The sequence below is a fragment of the Streptomyces sp. NPDC002669 genome (assembly GCF_042889165.1).
GTDB lineage: Bacteria > Actinomycetota > Actinomycetes > Streptomycetales > Streptomycetaceae > Streptomyces.
Genome location: NZ_JBIAQQ010000008.1, coordinates 60,618 through 74,724 on the forward strand (window position 1 = coordinate 60,618; position 14,107 = coordinate 74,724).

Below are 14,107 nucleotides of genomic sequence, written 5' to 3' on the forward strand. Positions count from 1 at the left end.
ACGGATTCGCTGATATCGATCACGGCTCACGACCCGGCGTTGAGGTTGGCGAGGACGACGGCGGCGATCGCCAGGACCAGGGAGCCGGCGAGCAGCGCGCCGAGGTAGGTCTGCACGTTGCCGGTCTGGGCGCGGCGGACGGCGGTGCCGAGCAGGCGTGTGCCGGCTGCGGAGCCGCGTACGTAGGTGTCGACGACCTCGCGGTCCAGGAAGCGGACGAGGCTCGCCGCGGCCCGGACGGGGCGGACGAAGAGCGTCGTGTACAGGGCGTCGAGGTGGAAGCCGGCGGCGGCCGGGCGGTGGAGCGGGCCGAGCAGCAGGCGGCCGGGGTCGGCCGGGTCGGGGACCTCGCCGTCGGTCCCGTAGGCGGCGGTGTGTGCCGACAGGGCCTGGGCCTCGACGAGGGCGGGTTCGGTGTCGGGGTGGGCGACGACCGTGCCGACGGGGGTACGGGCGGCGAGCGCCGAGGTGCGGAGCCAGGCGGCGTAGGTGACGAGGCCGCCGGCGAGGCCGACGCCGGTGGAGAGGACGGCGGTGGTCACGGACGGGGTGAGGGCGTTGCCGTCGAGCCACTCCGTGAGCGCGCCGGCGGCCAGTCCGAAGGCGATGGTGGGGACGGCGAGCACCCACAGGGGGGCGGTCATCGCGGTGGGCTGCCTGCCGTGGTCGGGGGCCTCGGCGCCGCGGCCCCGGAAGGCGAGGAGCCAGAGGCGGGTGGCGTACGCGGCGGTGAGGACGGCGGCGAGCAGCCCGGCGACGAGCACGGTCCAGCCGGCGGCGGCCGGGGCGACGTCCCGGTCCCCGAGCGCGGTGTGCTCGGCGGCGACGAGGACGGCTTCCTTGGAGAAGAAGCCGGCGAACGGCGGGATGGCGGCGAGGGCGAGCAGGGCGACGGTCATCGTCCAGTAGGCGTCCGGGACGCGCTTGGTGAGGCCGCTCATGCGGGACATGGCGGCCAGCGAGTTGGTCCCGGCGGCGTGGATGACGACGCCCGCCGCGAGGAAGAGGACGGCCTTGAACGCGCCGTGCGACAGGAGGTGGAAGACGGCGGCCCCGCGGTCGCCGACGGCCAGGGCGCCGGACATGTAGCCGAGCTGGCCGATGGTCGAGTAGGCGAGGACGCGCTTGATGTCGTCCTGGGCGAGGGCGGCGAGGCCCGAGCCGATCATCGTGACCGCCGCCATGACGGCGAGGACGACGAGGGCCGCGCCGGAGGCGGCGAAGACGGGGAGGAGGCGGGCCACGAAGTAGATGCCGGCGGCGACCATCGTCGCGGCGTGGATCAGCGCGGAGACGGGGGTGGGGCCGGCCATCGCGTCGGGCAGCCAGGTGTGCAGGGGGAACTGCGCCGACTTGCCCGCGACGCCCGCCAGGAGCAGCAGGGCGATGAGGGTGGGGTGGTCGAGGCCGCCGTGGGCGACGGCACCCAGGATGCCGGTGATGCGGAAGGTGCCGGTGTCGGCGGCGAGCGCGAACAGGCCGATCAGGAAGGGGACGTCGCCGAGCTTGGTGACCAGGAACGCCTTGAGGGAGGCGGCGCGGGCCTCGGGGGTCTCCCAGTAGTGGCCGACGAGGAAGTACGAGCAGATGCCCATGATCTCCCAGCCGACCAGGAGCACCATCAGGTCGCCGGAGTAGACGACGAGCAGCATCGCGGAGGTGAACAGGGAGACGAGCGCGGCGTACGAGGGGTAGCGGGGGTCGTCGCGCAGGTAGGCGGTCGAGTAGATCTGCACGCAGGTCGCGACGAGCCCGACCAGGACGGCGACGAGGACGGCGAAGCCGTCGAGGTGCAGGGCGAGGTCGATCGGGACGGAGCCGGTGGGCGTGAGCTGTGTCGCCGCGTCGATGGCCCGGCCGCCGCCCTGGCGCGAGGCGACGAGGACGGCGAGGACGAAGGCGGCGAGGGTCGGCAGTACGGCCAGGGGGCGTACGTATCCGGGGGCGGTGCGCCCCAGAAAGAGGCCGGCCGCGGCGCCCAGGAAGGGGAGGAGGGGGACGAGGACGGCGAGGGTCGTGGTGGTCACGCGGTGGCCTCTGCCTTCTTTGCCTTCCCTGCCGCAGCAGTGGCCTGGTCTTCGGTGCCGGTCCCGGTCTCGGTGCCGGGTCCGTCGTCGGGGAGGGATTCGGCGGCGTCGGTCTCGGCTGTGTCGCGGAGCCGGTCGACGTCCGAGGTGCCGCGGTTGCGGTACACGGCGAGGACGATCGCCAGGCCGATGCCGATCTCCGCCGCCGCGACGGCGATGGTGAAGAGGGCGAGGGCCTGGCCGGCGTGCAGGGTGTCGCGGAGCCAGACGTCGAAGGCGACCAGGTTGAGGTTGACCGCGTTGAGCATCAGCTCGACGGACATCAGGACGAGGATCGCGTTGCGGCGGGCGAGCACGCCGTACAGCCCGACGCAGAAGAGGAGGGCGGCGAGCACGGCGGGGTAGGCGAGGTGCATCAGCTCTGCTCCTTACCGCTCTTGCGGGACAGGACGACCGCGCCGACCAGGGCGGCGAGCAGCAGGACGGAGAGCGCTTCGAACGGCAGCACCCAGTGCCGGAAGAGGAAGGAGCCGGTGACCTCGGTCGAGCCCCGGGCGGGGCCGTCCAGGTCGATCCAGGTGGTACGGAAGGCGTCGACGACGACCCAGACGAGTGCGCCGGCGGCGGCGACCGCCACGCCGAGGGCCGCCCACCGGTTGCCCGAGTCGGCGTCCGGGGAGCGGCCGATGGGGGCCTTGGTGAGCATCAGCCCGAAGAGGAGGAGGACGACCACGGAACCGACGTAGATCAGTACCTGCACCCAGGCGATGAACTCCGCGGTGAGCAGGAGGTACTCGACGGCGAGCCCGCCGAGCGCCACGACCAGCCAGAGGGCGGCGTGCACCAGCTGCTTGGTCGTGACGGTGACGAGGGCCGCGCCGAGGGTGGCGAGGCCGACGAGGAGGAAGGCGATCTCGACGCCGGTCGGCGAGAGGAAGCCGGAGGGGGCCGTGGTGGTCGCGGGGGGCGCGGTGACCGCTGTGACCGCAGTGACCGCGGTGGCTGCGAGTGTCACTCCTCCCCCTCTGCTTCCTTCTGGTCCTGCCGGGTTTCCTGGGCTTCCTGGGCGCGCTGGGCTTCGAGTTTCTCCGCGGTCTTGCGGGCGGCGGCGATCTCCTTCGGCTCCTCGGCGCCGGGGTCGAGCGCGGGCGGTTCGGGCACCGTCCACATCCAGGCGCGGAGTTTGTCGCGCTCATGGGTGAGTTCGAGGATGTCCGTCTCCGCGTACTCGAACTCCGGTGACCAGAACAGCGCGTCGAAGGGGCACACCTCGATGCAGATGCCGCAGTACATGCAGAGCGAGAAGTCGATCGCGAAGCGGTCCAGGACGTTGCGGCTGCGTTCGCGGCCGCCGGGGGCGGCGGCGGGCACCGTCTCCTTGTGGGAGTCGATGTAGATGCACCAGTCCGGGCACTCGCGGGCGCAGAGCATGCAGACCGTGCAGTTCTCCTCGAACAGCGCGATGACGCCGCGGGAGCGGGGCGGGAGTTCGGGCTGGACGTCGGGGTACTGGGCGGTGACCGTCTTCCGCGTCATCGTCCGCAGGGTGACGGCCAGGCCCTTGGCCAGGCCGGATCCGGGGATGCGGGGCCGGGAGGACGGGTGTGACGCGGTCATCAGTTGATCGCCACCTTCACGATGCCGGTGAGCGCGATCTGCGCGAGGGCGAGCGGGACGAGGGTGGTCCAGGCGAGCTTCTGCAGCTGGTCCTCGCGCAGCCGGGGGTAGGTCACCCGCAGCCAGATGACGACGAAGGCCAGGACGGCGGTCTTGAGGAGCGTCCAGACCCAGCCGAGTCCGTCGGCGCCGAGCGGACCGTGCCAGCCGCCGAGGAAGAGGACGCTGGTCAGCGCGCACAGGACGACGATGCCCGCGTACTCGGCGAGCAGGAAGAGCGCGAAGCGCAGCCCGGTGTACTCGGTGTACGCGCCGAAGATGATCTCCGAGTCGGCGACCGGCATGTCGAAGGGCGGGCGCTGGAGTTCGGCGAGGCCGGCCACGAAGAAGACCAGGGCGCCGACGATCTGCCAGGGCAGCCACCACCACTCGAAGGCGTCGAGGATGCCCGTGAGGGAGACGGTCCCGGCCGCCATCGCGACGGACGCGGCGGCGAGCAGCATCGGCAGTTCGTACGCGAGCAGCTGGGCGGCGGTGCGCAGGCCCCCGAGCAGGGAGAACTTGTTGGCCGATGCCCAGCCCGCCATCAGCGAGCCGAGCACCCCGATGCCCATCACGGCGAGCACGAAGAAGATGCCCGCGTCGACGGCCTGCCCGACCGCGCCCTCGCCGGGCCCGACCGGGATGGCGACGAGCACGAGGAGGTACGGCAGGAGCGCGACGGCCGGGGCGAGCTGGAAGACCCTGCGGTCGGCCCGCTCCGGGACGATGTCCTCCTTCTGCGCGAACTTCACGCCGTCCGCGACGAGCTGTGCCCAGCCGTGGAAGCCGCCCGCGTACATGGGGCCGAGGCGGCCCTGCATGTGGGCCATCACCTTGTGCTCGGTCTGCCCCACGACGAGCGGGAGGACCATGAACACGGCGAAGACGATGACGAGCCGGAGGGCGACGTCGAGTACGTCGTTCACGCGGTATCGCCTCCGGCGGGGGTGTCCGGGGCCTCGGGAGTGTCCGGGGTTCCGGTGGATTCGGGGGTTCGGGGGGTCTTGGGGGCCTCGGGAGTCCCAGGTGCCTCAGGAGTCCCGGAGGTCTCGGATGCCTCAGGAGTCCCGGAGGTCTCAGGAGCCCCGGGGGCCTCAGGAGTCCCGGAGGTCTCAGGAGCCCCAGGGGCCTCAGGACTCTCGGGCGCCTCGGGGGGCGTGTCCGGGTCGAAAGCCGGGCGGGCGTGGTGCCAGGGGGCGTCGCTCGTGCCCGTACCCGTGTCCGCGCCCGGCTTCGCCGGGGCGGGGGACGGCTCGTCCGGGGCGGGGGCCGGCTCGCGGTGCTGGCTGGCCGAGCCCTGCGAGGCGCTCCGGTTGCGGCGCGGCCGCGCGGCACGCGCCGTGCCGGGAGCGCCCGCATCCGGAGCGCCCGCCTCCGGGGCGGCCCCGGGAGCGGCGCCCTCGGGAGCGGGTGTCTCGGGCGCAGGTGTCTCGGTGGCGGGCGTCGCGGCGCGCTGACCCGCCGAACCCTCGCTCGCGCTGCGGCTGCGGCGCACGGGGCGGTCGCCCGCCGCGCGCGGGGTGCGGGCCGGACGGGACGGCGCGGGCGGGAGCTGCCCCTTCAGGGGGCCCCACTCGTTCGGGTCGGGCACGCCGGGCGGCAGCATCGTGCGCCGCTTCGCGCCGCCGTGCTCCGACTCGCCCGGTTCCTTCGCACCCGGCCACGCCTTCGCGACGCGTGCCGCCAGCACGAAGTCCTTGCGCAACGGGTGCCCCTCGAACCCCTCGGGCAGCAGCAGCGGCACCAGGTGCGGGTGGCCCTCGAAGCCGATGCCGAACATCTCGTGGGTCTCGCGCTCGTGCCAGGCGGCGCCCGCGTAGACGCCGACGGCCGTGGGAAGGACGGCGGCCTCGTGCGGAACGGTCGTACGGATCAGGAGCCGTCGGACCCCCTTGCCGGTCAGGGCCACGACATGGGCGCAGACCCGGAAGCCGGTGCCCGGTTCGTCGACCGCGCTCAGCCAGTCGAAGTAGGTGCAGCCCAGCCGGTCGCGGGCCGTTTCGAGGGCGGGGATCCAGGAGGCGGCCGGTACGTCGACGGTCAGCAGCTCGTGGGCGTGCTCGGCCGTCGCGCCCTCGCCGAAGAACTCGGCGGCGGCGTCCGGCAGCCGGTCGTGGGCGTCGGCGGCGTCGGTGCCGGTCATGCGCGGTCCTCTCCCGGAGTCTGCGGGGCTTCCGAGTTCTGCGAGGCTTCCGGGGCCGAGGGGGCTCCGGGGTCCGACGGAGCTTCCGGGGCCTGCGGGGCGGTGATCAGGCCGCTGCGCAGTGCGGCGGTGGAGGGTCGGCCGCCGCCCGTCGCGTACCGCTCCCCCAGCGACTCGCGGGCGATCTTCTCCTGGAGCTTGAGGATGCCCTGGAGCAGCGCCTCGGGCCGGGGCGGGCAGCCGGGGACGTAGACGTCGACCGGGATGATCTGGTCGACGCCCTTGGTCACGGAGTACGAGTCCCAGTACGGGCCGCCGCAGTTGGAGCAGGCGCCGAAGGAGATGACGTACTTGGGCTCGGGCATCTGCTCGTACAGCCGCTTCACGGCCGGGGCCATCTTGTCCGTCACCGTGCCGGAGACGATCATCAGGTCGGCCTGGCGCGGGCCGGGCGCGAACGGGATCACGCCGAGCCTGATGAAGTCGTGCCGGGCCATGGAGGCGGCGATGAACTCGATGGCGCAGCAGGCGAGCCCGAAGTTGAAGACCCAGAGGCTGTAGCGGCGGCCCCAGTTCAGGACCACCTTCATCGGCTCGGGCGCCAGGCGCGACAGGACGCCGAGCCGCTTGGGCTCCGGCAGGAAGGTCGGCACGGGCTGCTGCCCGGCTCCCCCGTCGTCCGGCGTGCTGGTCACGTCCATTCGAGGACGCCCTTCTTCCATGCGTAGAGCAGTCCCACGGCCAGGAAACCGAGGAAGATGAACATTTCGATCAGCGTCGTCGCCCCGTAGCCCGGCGCGGCGAATACCGTCGCCCACGGGAACAGGAAGATCGAGTCGACGGCGAAGATCACGTACAGGAAGGCGTAGACGTAATAACGGACCTGGGTGTGTGCCCAGCCCTCGCCCACCGGGTCCACGCCGCATTCGTACGTCAGGAGTTTCTCCGGCGTCGGCACCACGGGGCGCAGCAGTCGGCCGGCCCCGAAGGCGACGGCGACGAACAGCACGCCGATCACGGCGAGCAGTCCGACCACTGAATATCCGTGGAAGTAGTCCGACGCGAGAACGGCCGGTGTCGATTCCGGCAGGTCCGGCAGGTCCGCCACGTGCGCCCCTCGCTCCCCTGGAATCCGTACGGTGATCTGTACGCACGGGAGTCTAGGCCCTGTTAAAGGGCGGGTAAGCAGCCGCATCGGGCAAAAGAGTCCTCCGGGAATGTCCCGGGGTGGGGTTATCCCCACCCCGCCCCACCCATGAGCCCCATGGCGTGCGCCGATCCGTACCGGCAGGCTGGACGCATGACCATGAGCCCCCAGGTGCCGGACGAAGACCGGCCGCCACCCGCCCGCATCATTCCCGACCCATGGACGTGGAAGGAGATCAGTCATCTCCTGGCCGACCTGCCGCTGACCATCGTCGGGTTCGTCTACGCGGTGGGCATGATCGGGGTCGGCGTGGCGCTCACGGTCACCGTGGTCGGGCTGCCCCTGCTCGCGGTCTCGCTGCACGGGGCGCGGCTGATCGGCCGGGTCGAGCGGGGCCGGGCGCGGATGATGCTCGGGGTCCGGATCGACGAGCCGAGCCCGGTGGTCCTGTCGCGCCGGGAGACGGGGTTCTTCCCGTGGCTGTGGTCGAGCATCAAGGACCCGGTGGGCTGGCGGGCCGTGCTCTACTCCTTCATCCGGCTGCCCTGGGGCGTGGTGGCCTTCGGGGTGACGCTGGTGAGCCTGATCGTGCTGTGGCCGGTGCTCCCGTACATCACGCGGTTCCTCGGCAACGCGGACCGGGCGATGGTGCGCGGGCTGCTCTCGCCCTCCGACGAGCTGGAGCGCCGGATCGCGGAGCTGGAGGCGGACCGGGGGGTCGTCGTCGACACCGCCGCCGCCGACCTGCGCCGCATCGAACGCGACCTCCACGACGGCGCACAGGCCCGCCTCGTCGCCCTCGCCATGGGCCTGGGCCTGGCGAAGGAGCGGCTGACCGAGGACCCGGAGGCGGCCGCGCGGATGGTCGACGAGGCCCACGGCGAGGTCAAGATCGCCCTCCAGGAACTGCGCGACCTCGCCCGCGGCATCCACCCCGCCGTCCTCACCGACCGCGGCCTCGACGCCGCACTCTCCGCCATCGCCTCCCGCTGCACCGTCCCCGTCACCGTCGGTGTGGACCTCCCGGCGCGCCCCGCGGAGGCGATCGAGGGCATCGCGTACTTCACCGTCTCCGAGCTGCTCCAGAACGTGAGCAAGCACTCCCGGGCCACCCGCGCCTCCGTCGAGGTCTGGCGCACCGGCGACCGGCTCATGCTCCAGGTCACCGACGACGGCCGGGGCGGCGCCCGGATGGACGGCGGTACGGGGATGGCGGGGCTGGCCGAACGGCTGGGCGCCGTGGACGGGCTGTTCGTCCTGGACTCGCCGGCCGGCGGGCCCACCACGGTCACCGCCGAGCTGCCCTGGCGCGACCGCGACCCGGCCAAACGGACCGGGGCCGAGCCCCTCCGGCGCGGCTGAGCACCCCCCGCCAACAGCAGCACCCCGCACATGAGCAGCAGGAACCGAGAGGAAACGGACACACCCATGGCCACGGCATACGGACCGGACACGCGGGACCCCCAGCGGTCCGGGGCCGGCTCCGGGGAACCCTCCCCGCTGAAGCGACTGCTGCCCGCCGCGCTGCGGGCCCCGTTCGAGGGCAGGACCTGGCGCGAGTTCACGTACCTGGTGCTGAGCCTGCCGATCAGCCTGGTGCTGTTCAGCTCCTCGATCGTCCTGATGTCACTGGGCGTGGGAACGCTGATCACCTTCCTCGGGGTCCCGATCCTGGCCGGCACGCTGGCCCTGTGCCGGGGCTTCGGCGTACTGGAGCGGGCGCGGGCACGGGCGCTGCTCGGGACGGACGTGGCGGCCCCGGCGCCGGTGCGCGGGGCCACCGGCGGTCTGATGTCGTGGATGGGCGCTTCCCTGAAGAGCGGGACGTCCTGGCGGCACCTGCTCTACTCGCTGCTGCACCTGCCGTGGGCGCTGGTCGTCTTCTCCTTCGTGGTGCCGCTCTGGACCTGCGGCTGGGTCGTCGTCACGTATCCGCTGTGGCACTGGGTCCTCCCCTCGGACCTGAGCCGCGGCGGCATCCAGGTGTACTCCGACCGCAACCACACGACGTCCATCGACACCCCCGTCGATCTGGTGCTGTCCTTCGCGATCGGCCTGGTGCTCCTGCTGGTCATGTCGTGGGCCATCCGGGCGCTGGCGGGCGTGGAGCGGTTCCTGGTGAGCGGGCTGCTCGGCCCGTCCCGGCTCGCGACCCGGGTCTCGGAGCTGGAGTCGGACCGGGGGGTCGTCGTCGACACCGCCGCCGCCGACCTGCGCCGCATCGAACGCGACCTCCACGACGGCGCACAGGCCCGCCTCGTCGCCCTCGCCATGGATCTGGGCCTGGCGAAGGAGAAGCTCACCGCCGACCCGGAGGCGGCCGCGCGGATGGTCGACGAGGCCCACGGCGAGGTCAAGATCGCCCTCCAGGAACTGCGCGACCTCGCCCGCGGCATCCACCCCGCCGTCCTCACCGACCGCGGCCTCGACGCCGCACTCTCCGCCATCGCCTCCCGCTGCACCGTCCCCGTCACCGTCACCGTGGACCTGACCGACCGGCCGGCCCAGGCGATCGAGGGCATCGCGTACTTCACCGTCTCCGAGCTGCTCCAGAACGTGAGCAAGCACTCCCGGGCCACCCGCGCCTCCGTCGAGGTCTGGCGCACCGGCGACCGGCTCATGCTCCAGGTCACCGACGACGGCCGGGGCGGCGCCGACCCCTCGGCGGGCAGCGGGCTGGCCGGGCTGACCGAACGGCTGGACGCGGTGGACGGCGTGCTGGCCGTGGACTCCCCGCAGGGCGGCCCGACCCGGATCACCGCCGAGCTGCCCTGGCGCGGCTGAACCGGCCCGTACGAGGAGGGCCCGCGCGGCGGGGCGGGCGCCCGCGCGGCGGGGCGGGCGCCCGCGCGGCGAGCAGCCCGTACGGTGCCCGCGAGTGCGACAGGACGCGGAGGACACCGCACCACCGATTACTGGGATGCTGGAACCGTACAAACGGACCGAACAGCAGAGACGGACCAGTGGGGGACGCGGCTTCATGGTGGAGGACAGGGTGCGAGTGGTCATCGCCGAGGATTCGGTGCTGCTCAGGGAAGGGCTGACCCGGCTGCTGACCGACCTGGGGCACGAGGTCGTCGCCGGCGTCGGGGACGCCGAGGCCCTGATCAAGACGGTGAACGACCTGGCGGGGCAGGACGCCCTGCCCGATGTGGTGGTCGCCGACGTGCGGATGCCCCCGACGCACACCGACGAAGGGGTGCGGGCGGCCGTGCGGCTGCGGAAGGAACACCCCGGCATCGGGGTCCTGGTCCTATCGCAGTACGTGGAGGAGCAGTACGCGACCGAGCTGCTGGCCGGGTCCAGCCGGGGCGTGGGCTACCTGCTGAAGGACCGGGTCGCCGAGGTCCGGGAGTTCGTGGACGCGGTGGTCCGGGTGGCGCAGGGCGGGACGGCGCTGGACCCGGAGGTGGTGGCGCAGCTGCTGGGCCGGAGCCGCAAGCAGGACGTCCTGGCCGGGCTGACGCCGCGCGAGCGCGAGGTGCTCGGGCTGATGGCGGAGGGCCGGACGAACTCCGCGGTGGCCAAGCAGCTGGTGGTGAGCGACGGCGCGGTGGAGAAGCACGTCAGCAACATCTTCCTGAAGCTGGGTCTGTCCCCCAGCGAGGGGGACCACCGGCGCGTCCTGGCGGTGCTGACCTACCTGAACTCCTGACCGTCCGCAACCGGCCCGGGGCGGTGCGACCGGCCCCGGGCGATGCGGTCGCGCCCGCACGATGCGACCGGATCCCGCACGATGCGGCTGCGCCCCGCACGATGCAGCCGTACCTCCATGGATATTTGACGACCCGTCAGATAACGTGCCGCCCCTCGGGGCCACCCTCCCCGATCGAAGGCCGCCCGCGCTCCGGCCCACTCCCGGTCCAACCCCGGTCGAGGCCGACGGGAGCGGACGGGGTCCTAGCACCAAAGGATGAGGCCGCAGAGGCTTCGCCGGGCGAGCGAGGGGCATGCAAAACGCGACAAAAAGGGATCGATTCGCGTCCCGAGATCACGTCCATCATGTGATCGGTCCAGGGAAGGGGACCCTTGCAGTCGTAGGGTGGGCCTTGGGGACCGTCGGCGGGCCGGCCGGTCCCGAGCCGCCGCCCCGAGGGAGGTCCAGTTCAGTGACCAGCCAGGTCAGTAGCCCAGCCGAACAGGCCGATGAGGCCAGCGAGGCGCTCGTCGGGGGACAGCGCGCCCCCCGCTCCGATCGCGCTGGAGCCGGCGACAAGGAGATTCGTCGTCTGGACCGGGTGATCATCCGTTTCGCGGGTGACTCGGGGGACGGTATGCAGCTCACGGGTGACCGTTTCACTTCGGAGACGGCGTCGTTCGGGAACGATCTGTCGACGCTGCCGAACTTCCCGGCCGAGATCCGTGCTCCCGCGGGGACGCTGCCGGGGGTTTCGTCGTTCCAGCTGCATTTCGCGGACCATGACATCCTCACGCCGGGTGATGCGCCGGACGTGCTGGTCGCGATGAACCCGGCCGCGCTGAAGGCGAACATCGACGACGTGCCGCGCGGCGCGGAGATCATCGTGAACACCGACGAGTTCACCAAACGCCCGATGGCGAAGGTCGGTTACCACACCTCTCCGCTGGAGGACGGGTCGCTGGAGGGGTACCGGGTGCATCCGGTGCCGCTGACGACGTTGACGGTCGAGGCGCTCAAGGAGTTCGGCCTGTCGCGCAAGGAGGCCGAGCGTTCGAAGAACATGTTCGCGCTGGGCCTGCTGTCGTGGATGTACCACCGCCCCACGGAGAACACCGAGGCGTTCCTGCGCCGCAAGTTCGCCAGGAAGCCGCAGATCGCCGAGGCGAACGTGGCCGCCTTCCGGGCCGGGTGGAACTTCGGGGAGACCACCGAGGACTTCGCCGTCTCCTACGAGGTCGCTCCCGCCACCCACGCCTTCCCCCCGGGCGTGTATCGCAACATCTCGGGGAACCTGGCCCTGTCCTACGGGCTGATCGCCGCCTCCCGCCAGGCCGACCTGCCCCTGTACCTGGGCTCCTACCCCATCACCCCGGCCTCCGACATCCTGCACGAACTGTCCCGCCACAAGAACTTCGGCGTGCGCACCTTCCAGGCCGAGGACGAGATCGCCGGGATCGGGGCCGCGCTGGGCGCCGCGTTCGGCGGCTCCCTGGCGGTGACGACCACCTCCGGGCCGGGTGTGGCCCTGAAGTCCGAGACGATCGGGCTGGCGGTCTCCCTGGAGCTGCCCCTGGTGGTGGTGGACATCCAGCGCGGGGGGCCCTCGACGGGGCTGCCGACCAAGACCGAGCAGGCCGACCTGCTGCAGGCCATGTACGGGCGCAACGGCGAGGCCCCCGTCCCCGTCATCGCTCCCCGGACCCCGGCCGACTGCTTCGACACCGCCCTGGAGGCGGCCCGCATCGCCCTGACGTACCGCACCCCCGTCTTCCTGCTGTCCGACGGCTACCTCGCCAACGGCTCCGAACCCTGGAAGATCCCCGAACCCGACGAACTGCCCGACCTGCGCGTCCAGTTCACCACCACCCCCAACCACCAACTGGCCGACGGCACCGAAGCGTTCTGGCCCTACAAACGCGACCCCCACACCCTGGCGCGCCCCTGGGCGGTGCCCGGCACCCCCGGCCTGGAACACCGCATCGGCGGCATCGAGAAACAGGACGGCACCGGCAACATCTCCTACGACCCGGCCAACCACGACCACATGGTCCGCACCCGCCAGGCCAAGATCGACGGAATCGAGGTCCCCGACCTCACCGTCGACGACCCCGACCACGCCCGCACCCTGGTCCTGGGCTGGGGCTCCACCTACGGCCCCATCACCGCCGCCGTCCGCCGCCTGCGCAACGACCACACCCCCATCGCCCAGGCCCACCTGCGCCACCTCAACCCCTTCCCCCCCAACCTCGGCACCATCCTGGCCCGCTACGACCAAGTGATCATCCCCGAGATGAACCTCGGCCAGCTCGCCACCCTCATCCGCGCCACCTACCTCACCGACACCCACAGCCACACCCAGGTCAACGGCATGCCCTTCAAAGCCGAACAACTCGCCACGGCCCTCAAGGAGGCCATCGATGCCTGACACCGACGTGGCCAACCAGCTCCTGAACCTGGTCCCCAGGGCCGAAGCCGAACAGACCATGAAGGACTTCAAATCCGACCAGGAAGTCCGCTGGTGCCCCGGCTGCGGCGACTACGCCGTCCTGGCCGCCGTACAAGGCTTCATGCCCCAACTCGGCCTCGCCAAGGAAAACATCGTCTTCATCTCCGGCATCGGCTGCTCCTCCCGCTTCCCCTACTACATGAACACCTACGGGATGCACTCCATCCACGGCCGCGCCCCCGCCATCGCCACCGGCCTGGCCACCTCCCGCCGCGACCTGTCCGTCTGGGTCGTCACCGGCGACGGCGACGCCCTGTCCATCGGCGGCAACCACCTCATCCACGCCCTGCGCCGCAACGTCAACCTCAAGATCCTGCTGTTCAACAACCGGATCTACGGCCTCACCAAGGGCCAGTACTCCCCCACCTCCGAAACCGGCAAAATCACCAAGTCCACCCCGATGGGCTCCCTGGACGCCCCCTTCAACCCCGTCTCCCTCGCGATCGGCGCGGAAGCCTCCTTCGTCGCCCGCACCATCGACTCCGACCGCAAACACCTCACCGGCATCCTGCGCGCCGCCGCCGACCACCCCGGCACCGCCCTGGTCGAGATCTACCAGAACTGCAACATCTTCAACGACGGCGCCTTCGAAGCCCTCAAGGACAAGGAACAGGCCCAGGAAGCGGTCATCCGCCTCGAACACGGACAGCCCATCCGCTTCGGCACCGACCACAACCGGGGCATCGTCCGCAACCCCGACACCGGCGACCTCGACATCGTCACCGTCACCCCGGACAACGAACACCGCATCCTGGTCCACGACGCCCACAACCCCTCCCCCACCACCGCCTTCGCCCTCTCCCGCCTCGCCGACCCCGACACCCTCCACCACACCCCCATCGGCGTCCTGCGCGACATCCAACGCCCCGTCTACGACACCCTCATGGCCCAGCAACTCGACACCGCCGTCGAACAACAGGGCAAGGGCGACCTCGCCGCACTCCTGGCCGGCAACGACAACTGGACCGTCATCGGCTGACCCCCC

At 71.8% G+C, this 14,107-nt stretch carries 13 protein-coding genes; 5 read left to right on the top strand and 8 right to left on the bottom strand.

All coding sequences use genetic code 11. From position 1 onward, the window contains the following. Positions 1 to 26: 26 nt before the first annotated feature. Genes ACFYW1_RS14695 through ACFYW1_RS14730 form a run of 8 tightly spaced genes read right to left on the bottom strand, consistent with a single transcriptional unit; the run spans position 27 to position 6,928 of the window. Positions 27 to 2,027, bottom strand: a complete 2,001-nt coding sequence (locus ACFYW1_RS14695; RefSeq protein ID WP_388991506.1) for an NADH-quinone oxidoreductase subunit L — start codon at positions 2,025 to 2,027, stop codon at positions 27 to 29. Further along, positions 2,024 to 2,443, bottom strand: coding sequence for an NADH-quinone oxidoreductase subunit NuoK (gene nuoK, locus ACFYW1_RS14700; RefSeq protein WP_388991508.1), 420 nt, complete (start codon positions 2,441 to 2,443; stop codon positions 2,024 to 2,026). The genes ACFYW1_RS14695 and nuoK overlap by 4 nt, the downstream gene beginning before the upstream one ends. Beyond that, positions 2,443 to 3,042: an NADH-quinone oxidoreductase subunit J gene (locus tag ACFYW1_RS14705; protein WP_388991510.1), complete on the bottom strand. Its 600-nt coding sequence runs from the start codon at positions 3,040 to 3,042 to the stop codon at positions 2,443 to 2,445. The genes nuoK and ACFYW1_RS14705 overlap by 1 nt, the downstream gene beginning before the upstream one ends. Then, a complete protein-coding gene (locus ACFYW1_RS14710) occupies positions 3,039 to 3,644 on the bottom strand; it encodes a NuoI/complex I 23 kDa subunit family protein (RefSeq protein WP_388991512.1) in 606 nt (201 codons plus the stop codon). The genes ACFYW1_RS14705 and ACFYW1_RS14710 overlap by 4 nt, the downstream gene beginning before the upstream one ends. Further along, on the bottom strand, positions 3,644 to 4,612 hold the full coding sequence (locus ACFYW1_RS14715; RefSeq protein ID WP_388991514.1) for an NADH-quinone oxidoreductase subunit H: 969 nt from the start codon (positions 4,610 to 4,612) through the stop codon (positions 3,644 to 3,646). The genes ACFYW1_RS14710 and ACFYW1_RS14715 overlap by 1 nt, the downstream gene beginning before the upstream one ends. Continuing rightward, positions 4,609 to 5,829: an NADH-quinone oxidoreductase subunit C gene (locus ACFYW1_RS14720; RefSeq protein ID WP_388991516.1), complete on the bottom strand. Its 1,221-nt coding sequence runs from the start codon at positions 5,827 to 5,829 to the stop codon at positions 4,609 to 4,611. The genes ACFYW1_RS14715 and ACFYW1_RS14720 overlap by 4 nt, the downstream gene beginning before the upstream one ends. Further along, positions 5,826 to 6,530: an NADH-quinone oxidoreductase subunit B gene (locus tag ACFYW1_RS14725; RefSeq protein WP_388991518.1), complete on the bottom strand. Its 705-nt coding sequence runs from the start codon at positions 6,528 to 6,530 to the stop codon at positions 5,826 to 5,828. Before ACFYW1_RS14725 ends, ACFYW1_RS14720 begins: the two co-directional genes overlap by 4 nt. Continuing rightward, complete coding sequence (locus ACFYW1_RS14730) at positions 6,521 to 6,928, bottom strand: NADH-quinone oxidoreductase subunit A (protein ID WP_388992114.1); 408 nt, start codon at positions 6,926 to 6,928, stop codon at positions 6,521 to 6,523. The genes ACFYW1_RS14725 and ACFYW1_RS14730 overlap by 10 nt, the downstream gene beginning before the upstream one ends. A 201-nt stretch (positions 6,929 to 7,129) precedes the next feature. Between ACFYW1_RS14730 and ACFYW1_RS14735 the strand changes: the two genes are divergently transcribed. The 5 genes from ACFYW1_RS14735 (at position 7,130) to ACFYW1_RS14755 (ending at position 14,101) form a co-directional block, all read left to right on the top strand. Continuing rightward, complete coding sequence (locus ACFYW1_RS14735) at positions 7,130 to 8,338, top strand: sensor histidine kinase (protein ID WP_388991520.1); 1,209 nt, start codon at positions 7,130 to 7,132, stop codon at positions 8,336 to 8,338. A gap of 66 nt (positions 8,339 to 8,404) precedes the next feature. Beyond that, entirely contained in the window at positions 8,405 to 9,760 is a 1,356-nt protein-coding gene (locus tag ACFYW1_RS14740) for a sensor histidine kinase (protein WP_388991522.1), read from the top strand. Positions 9,761 to 9,956: 196 nt separating this feature from the next. After that, entirely contained in the window at positions 9,957 to 10,631 is a 675-nt protein-coding gene (locus ACFYW1_RS14745) for a response regulator transcription factor (protein WP_316248378.1), read from the top strand. A gap of 454 nt (positions 10,632 to 11,085) precedes the next feature. Then, positions 11,086 to 13,041 (top strand): 2-oxoacid:acceptor oxidoreductase subunit alpha, encoded by a 1,956-nt coding sequence (locus tag ACFYW1_RS14750; RefSeq protein WP_388991524.1) that lies wholly within the window; start codon positions 11,086 to 11,088, stop codon positions 13,039 to 13,041. Then, positions 13,034 to 14,101 (top strand): 2-oxoacid:ferredoxin oxidoreductase subunit beta, encoded by a 1,068-nt coding sequence (locus tag ACFYW1_RS14755; protein WP_388991526.1) that lies wholly within the window; start codon positions 13,034 to 13,036, stop codon positions 14,099 to 14,101. The genes ACFYW1_RS14750 and ACFYW1_RS14755 overlap by 8 nt, the downstream gene beginning before the upstream one ends. The last annotated feature ends 6 nt before the right edge of the window (positions 14,102 to 14,107 follow it).